This is a genomic window from Paraburkholderia madseniana (assembly GCF_009690905.1).
Lineage (GTDB): Bacteria > Pseudomonadota > Gammaproteobacteria > Burkholderiales > Burkholderiaceae > Paraburkholderia > Paraburkholderia madseniana.
In genome coordinates this window covers 16290-41887 of record NZ_VOSW01000011.1, presented here as the reverse complement: position 1 = coordinate 41887, position 25598 = coordinate 16290, and the positions used below count along the sequence as shown (strand labels likewise).

The window sequence follows — 25598 nt, the reverse complement described above, 5'->3', positions numbered from 1 at the left end:
AGATGTAGATGCACGACCAGGCGATGAATCCGACGCCGTCAGCCTATGCTTATCCATTGCTGATCAAGCACCTGCTGCATACGCCACTCGCCCACGCGCCGAACCAGGAGATTGTGTACAGAGGGCAGAAGCGGTTGACCTACAGGACGCTGGGCGAACGCATTGCGCGGCTCGCCAGTGGTCTGAGTGGACTCGGAGCGCAGCATGGCAGTACTGTCGCGGTCATGGACTGGGACAGTCATCGCTATCTCGAATGCTACTTCGCCATACCGATGATGGGTGCCGTCTTGCAGACTGTGAACGTGCGGCTCTCGCCTTCAGAAATCGCCTACACCATCAATCATGCCGGCGCGGAGATCCTGCTCGTTCACACCGATTTTCTACCTGTGGTGGAAGCGATCAGGGACAAGCTCGAAACGGTGCGCACATTCGTCTGGATCGGAGAGGAAGGCAGCGAAGCATGCGCCCACACGATTCCGTTCTCCGACGAATACGAAAGCCTGCTTGCCAGGAGCGCGTCCACTTATGCGTTCCCGGATTTCGACGAGAACACACGGGCCACCACGTTCTACACGACAGGCACCACCGGCTTGCCCAAGGGCGTCTACTTCTCACATCGGCAACTGGTGTTGCACACGATTACCGCCATGGCTGCGCTGGCGAGCCCGGTGTCGGGGCAACGTTTTCATCGCGGCGACGTGTACATGCCGCTTACTCCGATGTTCCATGTTCACGCCTGGGGCATACCCTACATCGCCACGGTGCTCGGTGTGAAGCAGGTTTATCCAGGACGCTATGTGCCGGAGCGGCTCGTGCAACTGGTGCGCGACGAAGAGGTCACGTTCTCGCACTGCGTCGGCACGATTCTGCACATGCTGTTGAACTGTCCAGAGGCAAAGGATGTCGATCTGGGCAAGTGGAAGGTCATCATTGGCGGCGGCGCATTGCCTCACGGCCTCGCGCGCGCCGCGCTCGACCGTGGCATCGATATCTTTACCGGCTACGGCATGTCCGAGACGTGCCCCATGCTGAGCCTCGCGCAGTTGAGGCCGGACAGCGGGGACATCGACACGGAAGAGGAGGTGCGCCTGCGCTGCAAGACCGGCTATCCAGTGCCGCTCGTCGACTTGCGCATTGTGAATGAGAACATGGAAGACGTCGCGCACGACGGCAAGGCGTATGGAGAGATCGTCGTGCGCGCACCGTGGCTTACCCAGGGCTATCTGAAGAATCCGGAGGCGTCCGGGCAGCTCTGGGAAGGCGGCTATCTGCATACCCAGGATATTGCCAACATCGACGCTACGGGCAATCTGCAGATCACCGATCGCATCAAGGACGTGATCAAGTCAGGCGGCGAGTGGGTCTCGTCGCTTGAAATCGAAAGCCTGATTTCGCAGCATCCAGGTGTTGCGGAAGTTGCCGTAATCGGTGTCAAGGACGAAAAGTGGGGCGAACGGCCCGTGGCGCTGGTTGTACCCAGGAAGGGCCTAACTACAACGCTTACGGAGGAGGATGTCAAAAAGCACGTCCTCGCGTTCAGCGAGAAAGGACAGATCTCGAAGTACGCGGTACCGCAGATCGTCAAGCTCGTCGAGGCGCTCGAAAAAACGAGCGTCGGCAAGATGAACAAGAAGCGTCTGCGTGAACTGTTTATCTGACCGGTGAAATGGAGGAGACGAGACGATGAGCATCCCGGGCTATAGCGTGGCAACGCTTGACGAGTTCGTTGGCGAGGAGTTGGGCGTATAGGATTGGGTAGCCTTGATCATTCGTCGAACTGTTGATGAGAGTCCCGTGTTCGAGCGTCGAAAAGCGCAACGTGACGTCAGCCACGTTGCACCGTTGCGTATGGTCCTGCGAAACCACAAGAAGGCGCTTCTGATTGGCATTGCCCTGTGTATGCACGCAAGCGCGCTTTTACTTCATGACGACGTTGATGATCACCCACATCTCAACGTGAACGAGGCGAGTGGCAGCAGGAAACGGGAGCATGTCGCAGTTGCGTTCGACGAGTCCCCACCCTGGGGGGCAGGAGTTGGTCATCTAGTCAACAGACGGTTGCGCCTATCACGATCTCCGCCGCGCAACGTCGAGATTGACCACACCGTGTCGCGTGCTAGATGCTCGAGAGGACTTCCGCTATTCTGTCAGTTGTTTAATAGCCAGACCGTAATGACCATGGATCTCGACAAAATCGACGCTCGCATTCTTGACCTTGTGCAACGTAACAATCGCCTGACCAGCGACGAGCTTGGAGAAAAGGTCGGATTGTCCGCAACTGGGGTCCAACGTCGACTGAAGCGGTTGCGATCAGAGGGCGTGATTGAAGCAGACATTTCAATCGTTTCACCCAAGGCGATTGGCCGGAACGTGACGATGTTGGTCCTGGTCACCTTGGAGCGGGAGCGGGCGGACATCGTTGACCGCTTCAAGCAGGCGATCTGCAATACTACCGAGGTAATGAGCGGCTTCTACGTTACGGGTGATGCAGACTTTGTTCTACTGGTTACTGCAAACAATATGGAAGACTACGAGCAGTTTACCAGGCGTTTCTTCTACGAGAATACGGATATTAAGTCTTTCAAAACGATGGTTGTTATGGATCGCGTTAAAGCTGGCTTTACTCTGCCGATGCCTTTAGGTACATCAATTTAGATTGGGTTGGAAAGAAAGAAACTCCTAAACATCGCGCGACGTAAAGGAGCTAACTATCGGACTTAAGAGCGGTCAGAGAAACTTAGGAATGCGTCGGCTCTTTGGCCAGTTCGTTCGCAACCTGTGAGACCGCCTGACGAGCAATGCCAACGATTTCGTCGATCTCCGCCCTGGTAATCGTGAGCGGAGGAGCGAAACCCAGGATGTCGCCGTGCGGCATCGCGCGAGCGATCAGCCCGCGGTCCCGAGCGGCTTTCGACACTCGTGCCCCGACCTTCAGTTGCGCGTCAAAGCGTTGCTTGGTCGCCGGGTCAGCAACGAATTCAACCGCTGCCATGAGGCCAACACCACGAACCTCACCGACGATCGGCGAATCGCTGAACGCATCCTCTAGTGCCGTCTGGAAATATTCGCCGACGTTGGCGGCATTTCCGGGGAGGTCCTCACGCTCGACGATGTCGAGGACTGCATTCGCAGCTGCAACGCCAATCGGATGGCCAGAGTACGTGTAGCCATGCGAGAAGGCACCGACCTTCTGTGCACCTGCGTCGAGCACCTCATAGACCTTTTCACCCACGATACATGCCGACAGTGGCGCGTACGCCGACGTGAGCCCCTTCGCGACGGTGATGAGGTCCGGCTCGATCCCGTACTTTTGCGAACCAAACATCGCGCCGGTACGACCGAAGCCTGTGATCACTTCGTCTGCAATCAGCAGGACATCGTATTTCGCCAGAACCGGTTGGATCGCTGCCCAGTAGCCTTCCGGTGGAGGCGTGATGCCGCCCGTGCCGAGGACAGGTTCAGCGATGAATGCACCGACAGTTTCCGGGCCTTCACGAAGAATGAGTTCCTCCAGCTCGCGAGCACGACGTGCCGAGAACTCCAGCTCCGTCTCTCCCGGATTTGCACCCCAATAATAGTGGGGTACGCCCGTATGCAAAATGCCCGAGACCGGCAGGTCCATGTAGTCGTGATAGAAGCTCATGCCCGTCATCGAGCCGGACACAACCGAGCACCCGTGGTATCCGCGTTCACGCGCGATGATCTTCTTCTTCTTCGGCAGCCCGCGAAGATTGTTGTAGTACCAGACGAGCTTCGCCTGCGTTTCGTTGGCGTCGGAGCCGGAAAGGCCGTAGAACACCTTGCTCATCTTGCCCGGCGCCATCTTGACGAGGCGGTCAGACAGTTTGGCAAGCTCTTCCGTCGTGTGTGCGGCGTACGTGTGGTAATAGGCGAGCTTGTAGGCTTGCCGCGCAATCGCCTCGGCGACTTCGTCGCGGCCGTAGCCAATGTTGACGCAGTAGAGGCCGGCGAACCCGTCAATGTACTCGCGGCCTTCGGCGTCGCGAATGCGAATGCCCTTGCCACCTTCAACGATCGTGGGATCTCCGGCCTTCCCGGCAGCAAAATCGTGAAGCTGCGTGAACGGGTGGAGGACCGAATTGCGATCCATTTCCGAAATCTTTTTGATATCCATGTCTATCTCCTCAATCCTTCAAATTGCCGAAGCAGGTGTACTTCTGCTCCATGTAATCACCCATGCCGTAGCGCGATCCTTCCCGCCCAAGGCCCGACTGCTTCCATCCCCCGAACGGAATCGATGCACCCGTGAACTTCGGCGTATTGACGGCCACCATCCCGTACTCCAGTCGATCGGACATACGCATCGCACGATTCAGGTTGCTCGTGTAGACATACGCAGCGAGACCGTATTCGGAATTGTTTGCGCGTTGCAGTACTTCAGCTTCGGTATCAAACGGCAGGATTGCGGCGACCGGACCGAACGTCTCCTCCTTCGCAATATCCATGTCATCTGCGACGTCAGCCAGAACTGTCGGAAGAACGAACTGGTGCCCCAGCGCAGAGGTGCCTCCACCTGCAACGACGCGAGCTCCCGCGCTTATTGCCTGGCCAATCTGGTCGCGACATTTCGCAGACACAGACGGACGCGTCATCGGGCCGATGTCGGAGCTGGGATCCAGACCATGTCCCACCTTCAGGTCTTTGACAGCGGTCGAAAACTTCTCGACGAACTGCTCGTAGATGGATCGCTGGACGTAGATTCTGTTTGCCGCAAGACAATCCTGGCCGGACGTCGAAAACTTCGCGTCGATACAGCCCTCGACCGCGAGCTCGAGAGACGCGTCATCAAATACGATGAAAGGTGCGTGACCGCCCAGTTCCATCGAGACCTTCTTGACCGTCTCTGCCGACTGGCGCAGCAGGATTCGGCCCACCGAGGTCGAACCGGTGAAGCTGAAGGAGCGGACCTCCGTAGCTTCAAGAAGACGTTTGGACATCTCGGCCGCGTCGCCGTTGATGACCTGAAACACTCCCGCCGGCATACCTGCTTCGTCAGCCAGTTTTGCGATGGCCAGCGCGCATAGCGGCGTTTCCGGCGCGGGCTTGATGATCATCGGGCAACCCGCTGCGAGCGCGGCGCCGGCCTTACGCGTAATCATCGCGATTGGAAAATTCCAGGGCGTAACCGCCGCCGTCACTCCGATTGGGTGCCAGGTGACAGTCAGCCGGCTACCCGCCAGGTGGCTCGGAATAGTCTCACCATAGGCACGTTCGCCTTCAGCTGCAAACCAGTCGAGAAAATTCGCGGCGTACTCGATCTCCCCGCGCGATTCCTTGATAGGCTTGCCTTGCTCCGACGTCATGATTACGGAGAGGTCTTGGGAGTTGCTCCGCAGCAATGCAGCCCACCTTCGAAGAATCGCGCCACGTGCGGTCGGAACAAGTTCGCGCCAGCCTTCAAACGCAGCTCGCGCGGCATCGACCGCGGCATCAATGGCGTGCGCGGAAAGCATGTCCACTTGGGCAATCACCTCGCTGGTTGCGGGATCGATGACACTTATCTTCTCCTGGCCGGCTTTCCACGAACCGTTCACGTAGGACCGGTGTTCCAACAGGTCCGCGCGGCTCAGCGAAGCCAGTGCATTTCTTGCTAACTCTTTCACGACGTGTCCTTATAAGCTCGTCAAACGACGTATACATGGTAGCGTCGGTGCCTCGCTGAAAAAGCGCACTTGAATTGATTGTGACGTCGAATTCCGGCGATGTTCCTCTCACTACGCAGCTTTTCAACGCCGCGTGACATTGAGGGCGTATTCCCGTCGAGGCGCCTGGCCGCTACACGCCCGACCGCACGAGCTACGACTCTTGGCCCGGCGCACAACATCTCCGGTAGTCAAACAACCGACGATTCACTGCCAGTTGAAGGTCCGCACAAATTGTGCGCGACGAAGAAAAAAACGCAGATTCTCTGCGTGATGCAGCGACCAAACGCCGTATTGCGCTTTTATTGCCGGCGGAAACTCTCTTCATTCCGAATGAACTCGAGGAGAGGAGGCATGAAACCTGGCTCACGTCGCGAAGCCGTTCAGATCGGACATCCCGCTGCCGACAGTGCTTCGCAACGCAACGTGACGACGGAGTCCACTGACCATTCCGATTTCAGTAATCACGCGTACGCTCGAACGGAAGGGAAACAGCGATTTGGTGCTTCAGGAGAGGCGCATTTAATTGGATGGCATACGGCCTTCTATGGTGAAGAGCGTGTGACGGATGGTTCCTTGAGTTACCCGTAATCTCGAAAGATTCACGACGAACGGCGTGGTTGCGCCTTTTGCTTTACATACGCTTATAACGCTACATCTTGAGTTATCTCACGTTCAATAACAGGTGGTGATCATGCGCAAAATTGAATCCCTTTCGTATATTGCGGCACTCTCGTCGCTCTCATGTGCTTTCGCGGCCGTCTACTCGGCACCGGCGGTCGCAGATGAGACAGTGGTGATCGGCCATGTTGCTCCGCTCACCGGCCCTGTCGCACAGTTGGGTAAAGACAACGAGAATGGTGCAAGGCTCGCGGTCGAAGAGATCAACGCAAAAGGCCTCGTGATTGGTGGTCAGAAGATCGTCCTGCAATTGGACGGTGAAGACGACGGCGCAGACCCGAGGACGGCTACCCAGGTGGCACAGAAGCTCGTTGACGAGAAAGTGGTGGCGGTCGTTGGTCACATGGAGTCGGGCACTTCGATTCCGGCATCGAAAATTTATAGCGACGCGGGAATTACGATGATCACACCATCGGCGACCAACCCGACTCTCACGCGACAGGGTTTCAAAAACGTCTTCCGCCTGGTTGCCACTGACGCGCAACAAGGTCCTGCGCTGGCAAACTATGCAAGCGAGAAACTGAAGATCAAAACCGTTGCGATCGTTGACGATGCTACGGCATACGGCCAGGGCTTGGCGGATGAGTTCGCAAAGGCGGCAAAAAACCTGGGTATCCAAGTCCTGTCTCGAGACACCACGAACGATAAAGCTGTCGATTTTCACGCCATTTTGACGAAAATCAAGAGTGAAAGACCTGACGCAATCATGTATGGCGGTCTGGATGCAACCGGGGGGCCCTTCACCAAACAGTCCGCACAACTCGGCTTGCAGGCGAAGATTCTTTCGGGTGATGGCGTATGCTCTGACAGATTGGAGGCGCTGGCGGGAAGCGCGGTTGATCGCGTAGTGTGCTCTCAGCCCGGAGCGTCCCCGGAGAAGATGCCGGGAGGCGCCGCGTTCAAGGCCAAATATCAAAAGCGTTTTGGGCATGCGATGGAAATCTATGCACCGTTCACCTACGACGCCGTGTATATCGTGGTAGATGCGATGCGTCGTGTGAATTCGACAGATCCAGCAAAGATTCTGACTGCGACGCCGGCCACCGACTATCGCGGCGTTACTGGTGAAACCAGATTTGATGAGAAAGGGGATCTTCGGAACGGTGTGATCTCGATCTTTGACTATCAAAACGGGAAGAAGACGTTCGTCGACCAAGTGACGATGTAAGCGGTTCCGTCCGGGAGCAACTGATTGAGTCGAGCTTCCGGATGTTTGTCTCTCAAGTTATGAGGTATTGTCAATGAGCGAAATCTCAGGTGACGCCGGATTTCCAAAGCTTCGAAAGTTTTTCGATCGCGCGGAATATTTGGTTCGCTTAGAAAAAGTACGTACCGAGATGGTCGCGAGAGGCATGGATTTGCTGATCGTGTCGGACCCCGCCAATATCGGTTGGATGTCGGGGTACGATGGCTATTCGTTTTACAACCATCAATGTGTGGTTGTTTCGATGGATAACGAACCCGTCTGGTTCGGACGCGGCATCGATCTCAACGGTGCCAAAGCGACCACTTACATGACCGATTCCGCATTGTTCGCGTACCCGGAGGAGTATGTCCAGCGTGACTTGCATCCGATGGAGTACCTTGCTCGCGAAGTGATTGCGGGTCGTCACTGGGAAGGTTTGGCTGTCGGGGTGGAAATGGACAGCTTCTACTTTTCTGCGGCGTCGCTTACGACACTGCAGAAGCATTTGCCGAAGAACTCGTGGGTGGATGCGACAGGGCTCGTTAACCGTCAACGCGCCGTGAAGTCGGAGACCGAACTGCGCTATATGCGGATCGGGGGGCGCATCCTGGAGAAGATGTACGCTCGAATCCTCGATTTGATCGAGCCGGGTATGCGGAAGAACGATCTGGTTGCTGAAATTTTCGCAACCGCGATTCGGGGTGTGGATGATTTCGGTGGGGATTATCCGTCGATTGTGCCTCTGGTTCCGACCGGAATTGAGGCTGCTACTCCTCATTTGACGTGGGACGATTCGAAGTTCCAGAGCGGTGCGGGTACCTTCTTCGAGATTGCAGGGGTTTATAGAAGATACCACTGTCCGTTGTCGAGAACGGTATATATCGGTCAGCCTCCGCAGAAATTCCTGGACGCGGAAAAAGCGGTTATTGAAGGAATTGAGGCTGGGCTTGAAGCTGCCAAGCCGGGAAACACGTGCGAGGATATTGCAACGGCCTTCTTTTCTGTCATGAATCGGCACGGCATTCAGAAAGGTGGTCGCGTGGGATATCCGATCGGAATGAGCTATCCCCCAGACTGGGGCGAGCGTACTACGAGCCTGCGCGTCGGGGATAAAACAGTGCTGGAGCCGGGCATGACGTTCCACTTCATGCCTGGCCTGTGGTTCGAGGACTGGGGACTGGAGATTACCGAGAGCATCGTAATTACACCGACAGGTTCGTCATGTCTGTGCGATGTTCCGCGGAAGCTCTTTGTCAAAAACTGACTTGTTCTAAGTTGACACGTGTTTCGGGAGAAGTGGATGAGGGCATTGCTACTCAACTTCTCCGGAGCACTGTGAGTTAGTTGTTGTGCGAAACGGTGACGACCGGGGCGCCGGTGATGTCCAATCAAGCTGTCCTGAGCTACCGTAAGGCGCCACACGAAGTTATATCAAGGAATGCCCCGATGCTGGCTTCACCAATAACCCCCACTGTCGATTTCGACGCCGATGGCGAGCAACATGGGTTCTTGAAACTGCCGTACTCACGGGACGATTCTGCGTGGGGTGCGGTCATGATTCCGGTTGCGGTCGTGAAACGTGGTGAGGGACCAACTGTCTTGCTTACGGGCGGCAACCACGGGGACGAATACGAAGGCCCCGTTGCGTTGTCGAAGCTTGCAGGCGAGCTTCGCGCACATGACGTGCGTGGACGGGTCATTATCATTCCGTTCATGAACTATCCGGCGTTCCAGGCCGGTACGCGCACTTCGCCGATCGACGCGGGCAACCTGAACCGCAGCTTCCCTGGCAGGCCCGACGGCACCGTGACGGAGAAAATCGCTGACTACTTCCAGCGGTACCTGCTCCCGCTTGCGGATTACGTGCTCGACATTCACGCTGGCGGTCGCACGCTTGATTTCGTGCCGTTTGCCGCGATCCACGTGCTCGATGACACGGCTCAGCAGGCACGCTGCGAGGCCGCGATGCGAGCATTCGGCGCCCCGTACTCGATGCGGCTTCTCGAACTCGACAGCGTCGGGATGTTTGACACGGCAGTCGAGGAGGCTGGCAAGGTGTTCGTATCGACGGAACTCGGCGGTGGCGGTGCGTCAACGGCGAAAAGCGTCGCTATTGCTGACCGGGGCGTGCGTGGCTTCTTGCGGTACGCCGGCGTCCTGGAGGGTGATGGGCAACCGGGTACCGAGCGGCGCAGGACAACACTCCTCGATATGCCGGACGGATCCTGCTACACCACCAGCGCCCACGGCGGATTGCTGGAGATGTGCCGCGACCTGGGCGAAACGGTTACGTGCGGCGATGTCCTGGCACGCATCTACGACACGAGTCGCACCGGCGTGCCGGTGGTCGAATACAGAGCACGGCGAGACGGGATTGTCGTAGCCCGACACTTTCCTGGGTTGGTGAAAGTCGGCGACACGATCGCGGTTGTTGCAATAGTCGTCGAGCGCGATTTAGTAGTGGCCGGCTGAGTTGTTCTCTGAGACGCGCGATTGCTGCTATCGCGGCTATGGGCTCGCGTCGGCCCATTCAACCTGTAACCTCTTCTGTAAAAAAATCCCGATGTCTCAACTTGCACCGATTGACCTGGGTGGAATATATGGCTCTGGTGCAAGTAGGCAGTTTTGACGAGATTTCTGGTATGGGAAGGATACCGTATCAAGTAGAAAGGACGGAATTCCAGACAGCGGGCGCGGCAATGTCTTTGAGTCACAAGCTGGTTAGCGAGAATTGCCCCTTGCGAATGCGATGCATCAACTCGGTGCCTGCGAGCGTGATCGCGGTGCTCCTGAAACGTTTGAAGCCGACCATGACGCTCGTCCGGAACTTGATGTAGCGATGGTCCTGCTCGATCAGATTGTTGAGATATCGTGAAGTCGACGGTGTGGCCGGCCCGATCAACCGATCGATAAAGGTAAATCCACTTGCCGCGAACTTTCAGATAGGTTTCGTCGACACGCCACATAAGGATTCCTTGTCATCGCGGAACTTTCTTGCCGTGGCGACCTGATCGCGAAACAACCGACAAACGTCTATCTCCAGTGACCCGAACGAGAAGGCGCACCCTCGGTGCTACGACTTGTCGACCTTCAAGTCACCAGGACGTCTCAGATTTACCGATTCACCGGCTCGTTCAGCACATCCATAGGCGATAGAAGACGGGGAGCAGCAATGTTGCGACAAGTTTTCTATCATGAGCCAGTGCGCTATGAAAACGTTGCTACCCACGCGGTCGACAGATCGGACCATCGGACGGGCGACCCGACGCGGTGTCGGCAGGCTTTTCATGCCTAACCTCAATGTTGGCGACCAGACGATGCGGATGATCGTAGTGGCCGGAGCCGGTCCGCCATGCATGGCAAGGGAGTCGAGATGTCTCACGAACTCTACATCCAGGCTCTTAGCGCGATGTTCCTGTTCTGGAATGGGGCGCGCATCCTGACGTACCTTCCGACCATCGGAAAACTCCTCGCGAGGGAAGCAGACGTGCGCAGCCACAGTCTGCTCAGTTGGGCGAGCTGGGCTCTCAGCAATGGCACGTTCGCACTTATGCTCCTCGAAATGAGCCGGGGAATTCCGAATGGAATGTTCTGGATGAATCTGGCCAACACGCTGATGTGCGTGATCGTTTCGCTCATCATCCTCTTCAGGAGGTTCCCTCGGCTGCACACAAGTGTGAGCAAAGTCTATCGACAGATCAGACGAAATGAATCGAAGGCCGGCGCCGTGCCCGGACGGCCGGGGTTGCTGCATCTGGGTGCAGGAAGCCCGGCTGTGTACGCCAATCTTGCCGTTGATCCAGTACCGGCCGCACCGCCTACGCGTTTCGGACGCACCGGGTTTTGGGTTGCGTCGGCAAGCGCATTGGCCGTCGGCGTCGTGGGTGCCGTCACCTATGATGTCTGGCCCAACCACGATCAGAGCGCCCACGTCGAATCGAAGGCGAGCACACAGCAGGTGCTCGGGATAACCCGACCGGCATCGGCAACGCAACAAGTGTCTTCGTCCGGTCCGGTCAAGCCATCAACCGCAACTCCTGCTCGCGCAACCGCAATCGCCCGTACCGCACTCGCCCCGCCTACGCCTTCCACTTCGTTCGAACGCCGCGCGGCACCTTCCCGGGCTTCTGCTGCACCGCGGCCAGCTACAGGGCGGCCTGGCAAAGCGGGCAACGGCGTGCCCCAAAATCGTGGGAATTGGGCGTCGCACTTTATGGCAAGCGTGCGGCAGGCGCTCGGCATCACCCGATCGACACCGCCAAGGCGACAGACGTCTTCGACCGGTCGTGGCGCGCCATCATCGTCGGCTTCTTCTCGCGGAACCGCCGTTTCCCGTGCTGAGATCGCCCGGCACGTACCTTCCGCTCCGGTCGATCGCGGCGCTGTGCCTTCCCGGGATTTCGCTGCACCGCAGTTTGCTACGGGGCGGCCCGGTCGTGCGGGCGATTTCGCCACGCAGGATCGCCTCCGTTCGGCGCAGTACGTTCCAGTATATGAAGCGCCGCCAACCGTCGTCTTTGAAGCGGCTCCCGTCGTATACGAGCGCGCCCCAGTCGTGTATCAGGAGCCTCCCATCGTGTACGCGCAAGTGCCCGTTGCCTACGGCCACGGATATGAGGCCGAGTACAGGGACCGCCGGCAATGGCACGACAATGGCTGGCACAAGGGCTGGAAACATCGTCAGCACGAGGAGGACGGCGATTAATGCCTGCCACCCAGCAAACCGCCTCCGCATACCCTGGCTGGTCCCTTCAACTGGTCGTAGCTGGACGCGCATCTCTCGTTTCGACCCCCGGCGCGCAGGGCGCCGCAGGCCGGGCGTCACTCACGATTCGGTCCGACCTCGAGCTTTCGACGTTGCGCGCCGCGCATCCCAACATCCCAATGTAATCGCCGTGACGATGGCGCAATCCCCGCGTTGGAACCCGATCGCCCGCGCAGCGCTGGAGGCGGCGCTGGAATTTGCCACCCGTCCCGATCGTTCTCTCCGTGGAGCTGTAACGGCGGTAACGATTTCGATCGGCCAGCAGCCCCGCGTTCGCGAATTTGCACGTTCGAACGGAGTCAAAAGTGCAACAGACCAGCGATGTCTGGTTCGAGGGCGATCCGCAGCCGATCTGCGTGGATCGCACCTTGCGAGGAGGTAAGATGAAGTCGACCATGTTCCGGATTCTCGCCGGGACGCTGGCAAGCCTGATCCTCGGAGCGTCATCGGGCGTGCATGGTGAGGGCGAGGTCCAGCCGGCGCCGCAGGCCGTCGCGCCGTTGACGGCGGAGAAGCTCGATCAAATGCTCGCGCCGATCGCGCTCTATCCTGATCCGCTGGTCGCCCAGATCCTGATGGCGGCGACCTATCCACTGGAAGTCGTCGAAGCCGATCGCTGGGTTCAGCAGCCGGGCAACTCGGCGCTCCAGGGCGGGCAGTTGACTGACGCGCTCGAGCAGCAGCCCTGGGATCCGAGTGTGAAGTCGCTCGTGCCATTTCCGCAGGTGCTGAAAATGCTCGATGACAACCTCGAGTGGACCGAGCGCATTGGCGACGCCTTTCTGGCCAGCCAGCCGGTGGTCATGGATTCGATCCAGCGCCTTCGCCAGCGTGCGCAGGCGGCAGGCACGCTGCAGTCGATACCGGAGGAGGCGGTCAACCAGGTCGGGCAGGACATCACGATCCAGCCCGCCCGCGCGGACACCGTCTACGTTCCGGTCTACAACCCGACGGTTGCCTATGGCGCCTGGCCTTATCCCGCTTATCCGCCCGACTATTTCCCAAATGACTTCTACGACGCGGTGCCCGGTCCGTTCGGCTTCGGCTGGGTGAGCGTAGCCATAGTCGTCCCGCTGTGGGGTTGGGAGCATTGTGACTGGCATCGGCACCACATCGACCTCGACCGCGACCGCTTCGCCGACCTGGACCGCCACCATAGGCCGTCGGGAGTCGAGTGGACGCACGATCCGTGGCATCGGCGCGGCGTTCCGTACCGCGACCCGGTCGTGCAGAGCCGGTTTGCGTCGAACGCCGCGTCGCCGGATGCGCGCCCGGCCTCGCGCGGAAATCCGGCAGCGTTGGCCGTTCCTTCATCGCGCACCGTGCCGGCCGTCGCGGGGATGCCGGGGACCGCGCATCCGCAGGCGGCTCCGGTGCCAGCGCCGCAGGGTCCTCATGCGCAGACGCCTCAGGTATGGACGGCGCCCCGCGCACAGGTACCTCACCCACCGCAGGTGCCCCACGTACAGGCGCCTCAAGTACAGCGGGCGCCTCCAGCGCAGATGCCGCACCCGATGCCGCGGCCAACCGCTGTGGTGATGCTACACGTCGCGCCAGGCTTCGTACCGTCCGGTCGCGGCCTTGGCATGCAGGCGCCAGCCATGCCCGGACGCGTCAGCGGCATGCCAGCGCCCGCATTCCGTCCTGCGGGCGGGGTGGCGCGGCCGGCGACGTCGGACGGCGCCAGGACACGCTGAAGAGATCAGGCCGACGCGCCAAGCTCCGCCGCGTCGCTACCTTGCCAGTTGGTCTTGCTGCTCAGATGCCAGACGTTCGCTGGTGGCGCATTCAGCCAGACTGTTTTGATGCGGTGCCAACACAACCCTACAGGGGCCGTAAACGGGACTCTCGGTTGATACGTGAACTGCACAAGACGTCGAGCCCGGTCCGCGTAAAGGAGTTCAGCGAATGCGGCAACCGTGGGTTCGACGACATCAGACGAAAGCGAACGAAACGGCAGTCCGGACACAATAATAGTTTTCGCTGGCAGGTCTTGAAGGACCGAAGCGTTCGCATGGAATGCGCCGCCGACCACATGCGCCTGTGGAAATCGCCCTCTCAGTTCGGTGGCCAATTGATCTCCGAGTTCGAATACGATCAGCCGCGCTGACGGGTGCCGACGCACGAGAGAGTCCGTCACAACTCCGGTGCCGGCCCCCACCTCGACGATCGCCTCGAAAGCCTCAACGCCGTCAGCCATGGCATCGGCGAGACAACGCGACGAGGGAGCCACTGCGCCTACGGTTGCAGGGCCTCTTAACCATTGCTTGAAAAAATTTAGGCTCATGCGAGGAAAGAACACGACGTCGGACGGTCTACAAATGTACCCCAGTCGTGATGCGATTGCGGAAACCGCCTCAAGAATATCAGGTAGTAGTTGACGCGAAACCGACTGAATCGTTACGAATTTGCCATGAGTACCTTTTTCGCGGATGAAGGACCCGTGCTCGCCGGTGCAGGCGAACCTGCGCTAGCAGAACGTAAGTGGGCTTCGAAATATTCCGCCCGATGTCGCGTGGGAAGCCGCTTTCTGGCGCGCCGTGCTTCCGCAGCCCATCGTGATCTTGTTGAGCCAGCCGCTGTTAACTCAGTCGCGCCATACGACCGGGTGGCAAGTGGAATTATTTTTGAAGTACAGCGGGAATATTTGAAGGACCGCGGTCGTTTAGCCTCCTCAGGCGCCAACTCGCGGAGCAATTTCTTACCAGTCAGGCTGAGGAGGGTAGTCATGTCACAGGTTTCTTGGGGGCTCAAAGCGGCGGCCGTGATCGTCCTCGCCGCCGGTTTCACAATCGGGCATGCCGCTGACGATGATGCTTACGTCGTCACACCACTCGTGTCCAACCTGGCAGGCGCTGCCCCGAAGGTCGACGGGGTACTACAGAACGCCTGGGGTATTGCCTTTAGTCCGGCAGCAAGTCCATTCTGGATCAACGACAATGCCACAGGCTGCTCCACGCTGTATGACGGCGAGGGGACAAAGGTGGCGCTGCAGGTCTCCATCCCGCTGCCAGGCAATGTCATACCGGCCGGCGCCTGTCATCCCGTCTTTCCCAACAATCCACCGAATCCCACGCCTGCGGCGCCGACCGGAATCGTGTGGAATCCCTCATCGGCGTTTCTCGTGCCAGGTACCTCGATCCAGGCCGCATTCATCTTCGCGACCGAGGATGGCACGATTTCCGCTTGGGCCGGTGGGTTGAATCCGCCGACCAACGCCGTGATCGCGGCCGATAACTCGTCCTTTCCGTCCGCCGCCAGCGGGGCCGTCTACAAGGGTCTCGTCTTCGGCGTAAACGCAAAAGGAGGTTTCCTGTTCGCCACGAACTTCCGCTCGGGTCGGATCGACGTATTCGGGCCGAACGGTACGAACGGCTTGTTCACGTCCGTGACGACGGACGGCGGCTTCACCGACCCGGACATCCCGGCCGGCTACGCGCCGTTTGGTATCGCGAACATCGATGGCGACCTTTTTGTCACCTATGCACAGCAGAACGATCAGAAGCACGACGATGTTGCAGGCAGAGGTCATGGATTCGTCGATGTATTCGATACAGACGGCCACCTGCTGCACCGCTTCGCCAGCCGGGGGGCGCTCAATTCGCCCTGGGGCATCACGCGCGCATCGTTTGCATTCGGCCGCTTCAGCGGCAAGATCCTGATTGGCAACTTCGGCGACGGCCGAATCAATGTCTTCAACGATGACGGCACGTTCGTCGATCAGTTGGAGAATCCGTTCGGCAATCCAGTGGCTATCGACGGGCTGTGGTCTCTGACACTCGGTGGCGGCCGCAACTCGAGCTCGGACACGCTGTACTTCTCGGCGGGTCCTAACAAAGAGACCAATGGACTGTTCGGTACCATAGCTCCATTGAGCGTCTCCAAATCGCGAGGATCCGATCAGCACAGGCAATAGCCGGCAGTCGCGCGTGGCTCCCTGCGCAGCTTCCTGGCGATCGACACGCAGTTGTTCGAATGCAGGTCTACGCCACAATAGTTCATGTCGACCTCCGTCGGGTCAGAGAGCGTTTCGCAAACTGACTTTAACCCCGTCGCTTCACCGCGACGAGGAGGCCGGCTGGCACTGTCACGTTGCTGAGATGGTCGAGTTAGATCGCGTGATGAAGAATGAAGAATCGCTTTAAATTTAACGTGACAGCGCCACGGCCGAAGCTGCATTATCCGCACAACAAGCGGCACGACGGCATCGTAGTGATTGATTTCGCGGTCGACGCGCTGTACGTCAATGCTCCAGATATGCATGGCGTTACTCGGCTCAGACCACAGTAGTTCGAGTCATTGAACCGTGATCGTTTCCTTCATGTCGGGGTGGTCCCCACAATAGACCTTGTAGATCCCGGGCTTGTCGAACTTGTACGAAAACGTGTCGTCTTGATCGAGGTCATACGAATGAAAGAGGCCCACGTCAAAGGCGCCTACGTCGTGGACTATCGTGTGCGGCTCCGCATCGAGATTCATCCACGTGATCGTCGTGCCGGCCTTGATCGTGTCGGACGAGGGCGAAAACATCAAATTCTTTATCGTCACGAGAGAGTCGCTCGCGCTTTGTGCGGACGCCGTGACTGTAGCTCCAGACGCTACCAGGCAGAACACGACCGCAAATACGGATTTCGGTAACGAATGATTTTTCACAATGATCTCCTCGAAGCTTATGCAGTTGCTGAATCGTGAAGCGGGGCGACACCGGGATGGCCGGCGAACGAGACGGTCGTCACGCCAAGCATTCTTGGCAACTGGTCGCGCGCAACCGTCAGCGGTACCGGGCCTGGGCCATTCCCGGCGGTAGGTTGAGGAAAGGCAGTGGAGCGAGCCGTATGGAAGGTGATGTTGCCTCTGCCATGGAGAGATGCATGACGTTGACGATTGATGAAATGAACACCGTCATGATCGAAGCTGTAATAGCCTCTGTTATCCGAGGCCTCGCCAAAGCGGCAGAAATATTCCGCGGTGGAATCATCCGTTGCGTCGTGATCGCCCGGGACGGTATGAAGTTCCGGGACCGGTAATTCGAACAGGAGTTGGGATGCGAGGTCGAACTCCTGAGCTTTCGAGAGGCGGGTGATATCGCCTGTATGAATGGCCAGAGCAGGTTTCGTGGGCATGCTCTTGACGAGATCGATGGTCTGCTTGAGTGCTCCCGACACATCAGGGTTGGCTTCATTGTTGAACCCGATGTGTGTGTCGCTGATCTGCAGGAACAACGGTTTGCCTATGTCCACGGACTGTCCGTTCTTTTCCTGCGCTATGGCCAGGTCGATGGGCGTGAGCACGCCGCCGGAAAGCGTGAACAGCGTTCCGAGTCCGCCATAGGCCATGCACCTCAAGGCCCTGCGACGTGAAGGATCGGATGGGTTCTGTGACGACATGAGATTCTCGCAAGCGAATCAGCAAGCTGAGCGGCCGGATCGCCTGGGAAGAAACGGGCGCCTTCAGTAGGGAGTACCTGCCCGATTGGAGATTTATTCCCACTACCTGAGCTCGCCAGGCTTGCGAAGTCGCGAATGTCTGCGGGCTTCCCGGTGTCGGGAGACCGTAGCCGGGTGTCGATTGGCTACAAGCCGCCAATGCAGAAAGCTGACGAGGCGACAGTAAAAGAGGAACAGGTCTGAAAAAGGGGATATTCGCGGCGCAGCAGCGTGGGGCGGCCTGACGGCGTGAACGATGGACACCGTCAATGCAGGAACTCGCCCTCTACGTATCGAACGGATTCCGAATCGACACGATGTAGCAAGGTAGTTAAGAATGTGCGCATCGAGAAGCCTGGAGACGAGAGGTTGTCACACATTCCCTATCCTCAATGGTTGCGGCCGGCGCAGATGGTATGGCGACGCGGTTGCAATGCCGCAAGCGATTCGGCGCGGGAGCGCCGATGCGCCGGCAAGATCCGTCTCGTCGCCGCCACCTGCGGATGCTAAAGTCCTTGCAGCCGCTGGCTTTCAACGAAAAGAATGGGACCGTCATGCCAAACAGAACCTCCTTGCTCCAGCGCGCGGCAGCCACCGCTGCTTTCTTTGTGCTGATCGCAAGCCATGTGGCCCGCGCCGAAGATAGCGTCGCGCCGGTTCATCCGGCCGCTCGCGATATTGCCCAGGAAGAGCGCAACCGCGCGCTAGTCGTGAACTTCTACGATGCGGTGTTCAACAGGCACGATCTCAGGACTGCTAGCACCGTGCTCGCACCGAATTACATTCAGCACAATCCGCATGTGCCCACCGGGTCCGCGTCGTTCATCAGCTTCTTTACCGAATACTTCAAGCATGCCCCCGATGCCCGTTCGGCCATCGTGCGCAGTGCGACCGACGGCGATCTCGTCTTTCTGCATGTTCACTCGACCAGCAACCCGCAAGACCGCGGCAACGCCATCGTGGATATCTTCCGCGTCGAGCACGGCAAGGTCGCCGAGCACTGGGATGTGATTCAACCCGTGCCCGAGCAGTCGGCCAACGACAACACGATGTTCTAGTCGATCCGGCGAAACACGCTGTCTGCCGCGGGCCTCTCCTCGCGCCAGACAGCGCGCCGCGGTTTAGTCGAGGCTGCCGAACACCGCTGTCAATCGAACTAAAGATGCAACCCCCTCGGTGGCCGAAAGCCACACCAATCAACGAACTGGTCGCATTGGCTCAATTGATCGCACTTCGGTTCCCCTTGATCTCACTGTTGCACTTGAAACGACGCACCTTTATTCCCGCCATTCGACTGTCCGTCCAACGGGAAGCCGCATCCGGACCGGTTTGGCTCTGATCAAGAAAACTCGCAAAAACTCGGGCGAGTTGTACAGGCGCGCCCGAAATCGCGGCATGCCGCCACGTTCGAGGCTCGGGAATAAAGCGGACGCTGGCGTGGTTAGCTCAGTGTACGCAGCGCGATCTGCAGGTCGCAGGGTTCCGCTACCGATAGCTGATCGTCGTGAGCTGCGGCAGAAATGGAAGGAGGCGAACATGAACATCGCCGAGAAGTCCCTGCGGTTCTTGGTAGAAAAATGGCTTACGCCGACACCGACGACGCGGCTCCGCGTAATTCAATTCGGCCGTATTGGTTGCGAGAGGAGACGCTATGTGCGCGTCGAGGCCTTGGCCCCAAGCGGTTCGCATGCGATTTTCTTCTTTCGGCACGATGACGGCTGCTGGTGTGTATTTCCGCCTGCGATTGCACGGCCGGCATTGACGGGTCGTCGGCTTGCAGCGTAGCGGAGCTGCGGTGCCGATCATCAGCAAGCTCGGTACGTCGACGTTCGGTGGCGAGCATGCCCGCGTCGGCCCGTGCCGTGCAGGTGAGGGCGGTGCGTAGGCGTGGACCGTGTCCTTCAAACGCTTCGGCTTGCGGTCCTGCCGCCGCAGTGCCGCAGGTTCGGTCGTCGTTCGTCATGCGTCCCTCGATGTTTTGTCTGGCGGCACTGTGATCGCGGTAAGAATCACTGGGTACTTCAACTCGCGGTAGATCTAACCGTAGGACCATCGCCAGAGCGGCGATATTCGCATTCATTTTCTTCAGTTCGAAGCTGGAATAAATTTCGAGCGACTTCGGTATAGGCTGGGAGAGCATGCCAGCGATCGAGCAGACGGTCCGCCTGCAAATTCGCGGTGCATGAACGAAATGCGCCGATCCGGCGCGAGGTTCGAGACAGGAGAGCACCGCGATGCTCGAGAGCAGGTCCACCCGCACAGCGATACGCAAAGGCGACCCCGTATTCAAGCCAAACACACGTCCACCGCCATTTAATACCGGTGACATGATTCCGCAAAGCGAAGTGCCTGAACACATCAGTATCGATCGCGGCCCGCTAATGCCAAACCAAACTTCATAAACGTAGTTAGACGGGCTCCGTAAAGTCGATGAACAGCGTTCTGACGGGCGCCACGTCGGATTCGCCGCAACATGTAAGTCATTCGAAACCCAAGTTGTTCGTCGCGCCGATGCGCTCCCTGTCCAGTACTCGTGTATGCCTGAGGTCGATGATGAAATCGCTGCTGAGTCACCATGAGATCGCCATTCTGTTTCTACTGCTCGATGCGCCCAACCAGGTCGCACCTGGTGATCCAGATGCGATCGCTCTTCAAGAAGCGAGGCTCGTCGAAATTGTACCTACGGCTTTCGACGATGGCAGATTTCGGGTAACGCCAGCTGGGGCGGAACTACTCCGTCGTCTTCGCATGACAGCGGATTGAAGTACAAATTGGTTCGAGCCGCAATCGGCGACCGCGCACGGGTCGTAGCCGCCGATCGTCGCGGTGATAGCGAGTGCTGGTTCCCAGCGAGAGGGCGTGCGTCGCTACCGGCCTCCGTGTCCTTACGGGCTTTGCGCACCGTCGTTTATTGCACTGAAAACGAGTGGCCCCCGATTTCAGCGGCCTCGAGTTGCTAATCGGGAATAAAACGGACTTTGTCGTGGTTTAACCAGTACACGCCGGACGGTTGACAAGGATCAAGGAGATCCATGCAACTCGTGCGACGGGACGTTCCAAAAGTGGAAACTTGCCGTATTGTATTTTGGAATGCTAAGTAAACTGTGAATTGGAGCCGCCATGATGAAAGCACTCATTCCCGCCGTCGTTCTCGCTTCGGCTTTGGCCGCGCCGGTCGTATCGTTTGCCCAGCAATCGAACGCGCCTGTGACGCGTGCGCAAGTGCGCGCCGAGCTTGTCCAGCTCGAAAAGGCAGGCTACAACCCGGCTAATGCCGACGATACCGACTATCCGGCCGACATCCAGGCCGCAGAGGCTCGCGTGGCGGCACAAAATGCGAAAAATGCGACCGCACAGGTCCCCGTAGCTGACACCGGTGGACTGGGTGGAGTGGTCAGCGGTTCGTCGGCATCCGGTGCCCCCGCAGCCGCCCGCCCCGCAGCCCATGATGGCACGAAGCCGATTTACTTCGGCACCCATTAAACAGTCAGGTGGGACGAGCCGCTGGCGCCCCATCCGGTCGCCGAGCATCGTCCTCTGAGCGCGCAGCACCCCTGCGCGCCCCCATTCCCAGAACTGGCCCGTTTCGTTGCATGCCCGGCACATGCAACAGGTCTTCTAGAACTTGTGACGCAGGCCGAGGTTGACCATTTCCTGCCTGCTGGTGCCTGCGTATCCGTACGAGCCGATCGAGGCTTGCGCCGCCGTTGTGCCGCCTGTGCCATTGCCGGTTTCGCCGCTCGCATGCTGATAGGCGGCGGTCACATACACATCGGTGCGCTTCGAAAGGGAATAGTCAGCGCCGAGCGAGACCTGGTGATACGTCGCGGAGGTATCGCCGCTCGATTTTGTATAGCTGTAGCCCAGGCCGACCAGAAGGGCCTTGGTGGCTTGATAGTTCACGAATCCCTGACCCGTGTTGTACTTCTCGTTCGAAGCGAACACCGAAGCGCTGTCGCGGCGGTACTGCGAGTTGCTGTAGGCGGCCCCGAGCGTGAACTGCCCAAGCGTATATTGGCCTGCGACGCGGGCAATCCCGAGCGAGTGTGCGGTCTGGTATCCACTGTTGATCGGGCCATCGAACGTACCGTCCGACGTGCTGTTCCAACCCGCTGTCGGACTGCGTGGGCCCGCCGACGCTGGACTGTTCGCTGCATAGAAGTAACCGGCGGCGAGGGCGATCGGGCCATTGTTATAGGCGGCCGCCGCCGAATACGATTGCTCCGAGCCGGTGCTGCCCGCGATGCCGCCGAACGAGTACATCGCTTCAAACTGCAGACCCGACCAGACCGGCGACGTGTACTTGACCGCGTTGTTCACGCGGAAGCTGTTGTCGTAATTGTCGACGTCGCCCGCGGTTGCGAATGCGCTGCCGAAATAGTTGTCCTCGGTGATGCCCTGTACGAGATCGATCAGCGGATCGTACTGGCGGCCGAGCGTCACGGAACCCAGCGAATCGCTCGTCAAACCGACGTAGGCCTGCCGCCCGAATAGCCGGCTGCCTTGCCCCAGTTTGCCGGTGCTCGGATCGAAACCGTTTTCGAGCTGGAAGATGGCCTTCAGGCCGGCGCCAAGATCTTCCGTTCCCTTGAGGCCCCAACGTGAACCCGACAGATTGCCTGCACTACTGTTACCGAGAGCCCAGAGATTCTTGTCGCCCTGTGCGTTGTGCACGTAGGTCAGCGACGTGTCGATCGTGCCGTACAAGGTCACGCTGCTTTGCGCATGCGCGGCGCCGGCGGACGTGAGCGCGGCCAGCGAAATTATCGAAAAGGTGGTGCGTTTCATCTCATCTCCTGCGTTGGACGTCAATCCTCATGCAGAGAGACTAATCGCGTAAAACAATAATGTAAAAAGTTGAAATACAGATCGTGTCCGATATGCGACACCTGATAATTAACTATCCTTTCAATTAATGAAAAACAGAGTTGACCTTCTAAAGGAATATGTCCGAAATAGCCTGGAATTCGGCCGAATTTCGTCCCGCGAAAGCAGAAAGCATGCTTGCCGTTTACCGTATCCGTAGACAGCCGATGCCCACGCTTAACGCGGCTTCGGCAAGATTTTTTTTGTCGGAAGCGTTCGCCGAACTGGGCGGTTTGCTCACAGCCGATGCCCAGAAGATAGCGTTCCGCCCAAGCATTGCTGCCTGGGCGCTCAGCAACCGTCTGAAGAAAGCGAGCCCTTGCGGCGTACCAGGGAAGCGCTTAAGGGCTCTGGGTTATGGTCCGTCAGGGGAATCCCGAGCAACGTGTTTCCAATTGGGTACGACGGCGGCCGACGGTTTGACCGCGTAACGTTCGCGGCCAAATTTAAAGCGATAGCTGATTCTGGTTGTGAAGTTAACCGATAGATGATCTTTGTCGGATTAAAGTGATAGGTGATTTTGGGCATCAGCTTATGCTTTGTTCGTCACGCCTTCACACACCGAAAGCCCGCATACACATATTGGTAATGCGGTTGAAACCAGTTCCGGAAAGCCGGCCGCAACATGCATTGCGCGGTGCGTGCCGAACCGCCTTTGATCACGTAATGCTGCCCGTCGAAAAAGTTGGCGGAGTAGCCCGGATAAAACGGAAACGCTTCAAAGCCCGGCAGTGCGTCGAACACCGTGGAAGTCCACTCCCAGCCATTGCCGAATTGACCTTCCACACCGAACGCGCTGACGTTGTCCGGATATGCGTCGACCGGCTGCGGGTCCCAGCTACGAAAATCGAAATTTCCCGATGCGGCGTGCGGTGCGCCATGTGTGGCGCGTTGCCATTGCGCTTCGCTGGGGAGCGTCTTGCCGGCCCAGCGCGCGTAAGCGCTGGCTTCGGCGTGGCTCACGTACGCGGGCCAGTCGAGCGGTAACGGCACTTCGTCGAACATCGTGCGCAGCATCCATGCGCCGTTCTGATCGCTCCCGGTTTGCTGCGACCAGCAGGCGGGATGCTCGATATGTTCGGCTTCTTTCCAGGCCCAATCCTTGTCCGTCCACCACTTCCGTTCGCGATAGCCGCCCGCCTCGATAAACACCCGAAACGCGCCGTTCGTCACCATGTGACGGTCGATCTCGAACGCGGGCACGTCGACGCGCTTTTCGCCGAACTCGTTGTCCCAGCCGAAATGGCCACTTTCGCGCGACATGCCGAGCACCGTTGCGCCAGCCGGCACGCTGACCATCGACGACAACGCCGGCCGCGGCTCAGGACGCGTGAGCACCGGTTCCCGCAACCCGGTGACCTTCTGCGCAAGCGGCAACTGATGCAGCATGTACGCGAGCGTTTCGGCATGCATCAGCCGATGCTCGATCGCGACGTTCAGCAACTGCTCGGACGCGTCAGCATGGGCGCCCTTGCGACCGACGCGTGCGGAGTCGCTCAGCGCGTCGAGTTCGCGGTCGATCTGCTCGCGGGCGCGCAACCCGTAGGCACGCACGGCGTCGAGCGAGGGCCAGTCGCTGGGTTGATCGGTCGGAAAGCCGCCGTCGACAGGATCGATGCCGAAAGCGAAGAGCTCGTCGAGGTGCGGATCGAATGCCGGCAGATCGCACAGGCGCTGATCGAAAAGATTACGATCGAAAGCTTCCAGATGGCCGACGTAAAACACGATCCGGTGGCGCTCACGGATCGGCCGTTCGTACAGAAATTCGGGTTTGACGATAGAAAACAATGCGTCGGTAATCTGACGCGCGTCGATTAGACGCTGGACGAGCGGGTGATGCGGGGCGGGGTCGCGATTCATTTCGCCAGGTCTCCTTGCGGGGGACGGACTAAAGACTGTACCCGCTCGCAGGAGCCATGCCAAGACGAATGCGCGCTAAAAAACGGATAGCCGGGGACGTGGCGGCGCGGGCCAGGTCCTGCGCGTACGGCTTACACCTTCTGCAAGCCCTCCAGATCGACGATCCGGATGTGTTTGCCTTGTGTGTCGATCAGGCCGCGCTTTTGAAATCTTGACAGGGTGCGGCTCACGGTTTCGAGCGTCATGCCGAGGTAGCTGCCCATGTCCTCCCGTGTCATGCGCAAATTGAATTCCGCCGATGAATAGCCGCGTTGCGCGTTGCGCTCCGACACGTCGAGCAGAAATGCCGCCACGCGTTCGTCCGCCGAAAGGGAGCCGAGCACCATCATCTGGCCGGCTTCGCGGACGATCTGTTCGCCCAGCAGTTTGTGCAGGCGGTCCTGCATCGAACTGATTTCACGGCACAAGGATTTGAGGGCGGGGTAGGGAACGATACACACGGTGCTGTCTTCAAGCGCGACGGCGCTGCATGCATGTACGTCTTCGCTGATACCGTCGAGGCCGAGCGCTTCGCCGGCAAGGCGCAACCCTGTGACCTGTTCGCGGCCGTCACGGTGGGCCATGACGGTTTTCATGGAGCCGGAACGCACGGCGTAAATATTGTCGAAGCGGTCGCCGCTGCGGTACAGCGCTTCGCCGCGCTGCACGGAGCGCGCGCTGCAAATGAGCGCTTCGAGTTTCGTTAGTTCTTTGGGCGACAAGCCTTGCGGCATGCAGAGCGCCCGCATCGAACAACTCGAACAACGAGCGGCGGTGCGCGCAGTTGCCCTCACCGGCGCGGCACGACGGCCGCCACGCGCCGGCGACGGGATCGGAATGGAATCGGCAGCGCCGGCGGAGCGAGTCACAGCGTTAGGAGTAGGCATGTTCTGCAACCATTTGTCAGAGTAACAACTGATTGTCCCACCGCCCATGCCCCCCGTTTAGCGACAAAATGACGCGTTCGCGCGGTTAGGCATCTTGAGCGATGTCACGCTCGCATTGCTGCTTGTGGTTATGGACTGCTATGTATCGTGGCGAGCATGCTCTGCACTGATTTCGAAGATATAGCGCTGCGTGTGCCGCTTGATTCGGCAAGCACACGCTTTGCA

At 58.8% G+C, this 25598-nt stretch carries 20 protein-coding genes and 1 pseudogene; 12 read left to right on the top strand and 9 right to left on the bottom strand.

The window, feature by feature from the left end; translation table 11 throughout:
- Positions 1-8: 8 nt before the first annotated feature.
- Positions 9-1658, top strand: coding sequence for a fatty acid--CoA ligase (locus FSO04_RS07940; protein WP_154559142.1), 1650 nt, complete (start codon positions 9-11; stop codon positions 1656-1658).
- Positions 1659-2178: 520 nt separating this feature from the next.
- Entirely contained in the window at positions 2179-2655 is a 477-nt protein-coding gene (locus FSO04_RS07935; RefSeq protein ID WP_154559141.1) for an Lrp/AsnC family transcriptional regulator, read from the top strand.
- Positions 2656-2737: 82 nt separating this feature from the next.
- Here the strand turns inward: FSO04_RS07935 and FSO04_RS07930 are convergent, their stop codons facing one another.
- Together FSO04_RS07930 and FSO04_RS07925 are read right to left on the bottom strand one after the other, a co-directional pair.
- The gene (locus FSO04_RS07930) at positions 2738-4135 is read right to left on the bottom strand and encodes an aspartate aminotransferase family protein (protein ID WP_154559140.1); all 1398 of its coding nucleotides are present in this window, start codon (positions 4133-4135) and stop codon (positions 2738-2740) included.
- A gap of 10 nt (positions 4136-4145) precedes the next feature.
- Positions 4146-5624, bottom strand: a complete 1479-nt coding sequence (locus FSO04_RS07925) for an NAD-dependent succinate-semialdehyde dehydrogenase (RefSeq protein WP_168435601.1) — start codon at positions 5622-5624, stop codon at positions 4146-4148.
- Between the two features lie 733 nt (positions 5625-6357).
- Between FSO04_RS07925 and FSO04_RS07915 the strand changes: the two genes are divergently transcribed.
- The 3 genes from FSO04_RS07915 (at position 6358) to doeB (ending at position 10002) form a co-directional block, all read left to right on the top strand.
- Positions 6358-7512 (top strand): branched-chain amino acid ABC transporter substrate-binding protein, encoded by a 1155-nt coding sequence (locus tag FSO04_RS07915; protein WP_154559138.1) that lies wholly within the window; start codon positions 6358-6360, stop codon positions 7510-7512.
- 73 nt (positions 7513-7585) lie between these two features.
- Positions 7586-8794: an ectoine hydrolase DoeA gene (gene doeA / locus FSO04_RS07910; RefSeq protein WP_154559137.1), complete on the top strand. Its 1209-nt coding sequence runs from the start codon at positions 7586-7588 to the stop codon at positions 8792-8794.
- Between the two features lie 182 nt (positions 8795-8976).
- Positions 8977-10002 carry a N(2)-acetyl-L-2,4-diaminobutanoate deacetylase DoeB gene (gene doeB / locus FSO04_RS07905; RefSeq protein ID WP_154559225.1) on the top strand — a complete coding sequence of 342 codons (1026 nt, stop codon included), beginning with the start codon at positions 8977-8979 and terminating at the stop codon, positions 10000-10002.
- Between the two features lie 238 nt (positions 10003-10240).
- Here doeB and FSO04_RS07900 read toward each other — a convergent pair.
- A pseudogene (locus tag FSO04_RS07900) lies at positions 10241-10493 on the bottom strand (DDE-type integrase/transposase/recombinase); the annotation flags it as partial.
- 410 nt (positions 10494-10903) lie between these two features.
- Between FSO04_RS07900 and FSO04_RS07895 the strand changes: the two are divergent.
- Both FSO04_RS07895 and FSO04_RS07890 read left to right on the top strand, forming a co-directional pair.
- Positions 10904-12235 (top strand): hypothetical protein, encoded by a 1332-nt coding sequence (locus FSO04_RS07895; RefSeq protein ID WP_154559136.1) that lies wholly within the window; start codon positions 10904-10906, stop codon positions 12233-12235.
- Positions 12236-12600: 365 nt separating this feature from the next.
- Complete coding sequence (locus FSO04_RS07890; RefSeq protein ID WP_154559135.1) at positions 12601-13992, top strand: DUF3300 domain-containing protein; 1392 nt, start codon at positions 12601-12603, stop codon at positions 13990-13992.
- Positions 13993-13997: 5 nt separating this feature from the next.
- On the opposite strand, the gene FSO04_RS07885 is transcribed toward FSO04_RS07890, so the two are convergent.
- Positions 13998-14495 carry a class I SAM-dependent methyltransferase gene (locus FSO04_RS07885; protein ID WP_166618157.1) on the bottom strand — a complete coding sequence of 166 codons (498 nt, stop codon included), beginning with the start codon at positions 14493-14495 and terminating at the stop codon, positions 13998-14000.
- A 528-nt stretch (positions 14496-15023) separates the two neighbouring features.
- Here FSO04_RS07885 and FSO04_RS07880 point away from each other — a divergent pair.
- The gene (locus FSO04_RS07880) at positions 15024-16211 is read left to right on the top strand and encodes a TIGR03118 family protein (RefSeq protein WP_154559224.1); all 1188 of its coding nucleotides are present in this window, start codon (positions 15024-15026) and stop codon (positions 16209-16211) included.
- A 380-nt stretch (positions 16212-16591) separates the two neighbouring features.
- Here the strand turns inward: FSO04_RS07880 and FSO04_RS07875 are convergent, their stop codons facing one another.
- Both FSO04_RS07875 and FSO04_RS07870 read right to left on the bottom strand, forming a co-directional pair.
- Positions 16592-16909 (bottom strand): plastocyanin/azurin family copper-binding protein, encoded by a 318-nt coding sequence (locus FSO04_RS07875; protein ID WP_372342359.1) that lies wholly within the window; start codon positions 16907-16909, stop codon positions 16592-16594.
- Between the two features lie 56 nt (positions 16910-16965).
- Positions 16966-17682: a metallophosphoesterase family protein gene (locus tag FSO04_RS07870; protein WP_154559133.1), complete on the bottom strand. Its 717-nt coding sequence runs from the start codon at positions 17680-17682 to the stop codon at positions 16966-16968.
- Positions 17683-18113: 431 nt separating this feature from the next.
- On the opposite strand from FSO04_RS07870, the gene FSO04_RS07865 reads away from it, so the two are divergent.
- From FSO04_RS07865 to FSO04_RS07855, 4 genes are all read left to right on the top strand, one after another.
- On the top strand, positions 18114-18779 hold the full coding sequence (locus FSO04_RS07865; RefSeq protein WP_414693395.1) for a nuclear transport factor 2 family protein: 666 nt from the start codon (positions 18114-18116) through the stop codon (positions 18777-18779).
- A gap of 478 nt (positions 18780-19257) precedes the next feature.
- Positions 19258-19506: a hypothetical protein gene (locus FSO04_RS47055; protein ID WP_199203016.1), complete on the top strand. Its 249-nt coding sequence runs from the start codon at positions 19258-19260 to the stop codon at positions 19504-19506.
- Between the two features lie 765 nt (positions 19507-20271).
- On the top strand, positions 20272-20484 hold the full coding sequence (locus FSO04_RS47050; protein WP_199203015.1) for a hypothetical protein: 213 nt from the start codon (positions 20272-20274) through the stop codon (positions 20482-20484).
- Between the two features lie 360 nt (positions 20485-20844).
- Positions 20845-21204, top strand: a complete 360-nt coding sequence (locus FSO04_RS07855; RefSeq protein WP_154559221.1) for a DUF4148 domain-containing protein — start codon at positions 20845-20847, stop codon at positions 21202-21204.
- 135 nt (positions 21205-21339) lie between these two features.
- On the opposite strand, the gene FSO04_RS07850 is transcribed toward FSO04_RS07855, so the two are convergent.
- The 3 genes from FSO04_RS07850 to FSO04_RS07840 all read right to left on the bottom strand — a co-directional run bounded on the left by FSO04_RS07850 (position 21340) and on the right by FSO04_RS07840 (position 25235).
- Complete coding sequence (locus FSO04_RS07850) at positions 21340-22509, bottom strand: porin (protein ID WP_154559131.1); 1170 nt, start codon at positions 22507-22509, stop codon at positions 21340-21342.
- 624 nt (positions 22510-23133) lie between these two features.
- Entirely contained in the window at positions 23134-24447 is a 1314-nt protein-coding gene (locus FSO04_RS07845; RefSeq protein WP_154559130.1) for an SUMF1/EgtB/PvdO family nonheme iron enzyme, read from the bottom strand.
- A 131-nt stretch (positions 24448-24578) separates the two neighbouring features.
- Positions 24579-25235: a helix-turn-helix domain-containing protein gene (locus FSO04_RS07840; RefSeq protein WP_154559129.1), complete on the bottom strand. Its 657-nt coding sequence runs from the start codon at positions 25233-25235 to the stop codon at positions 24579-24581.
- Positions 25236-25598: the final 363 nt, after the last annotated feature.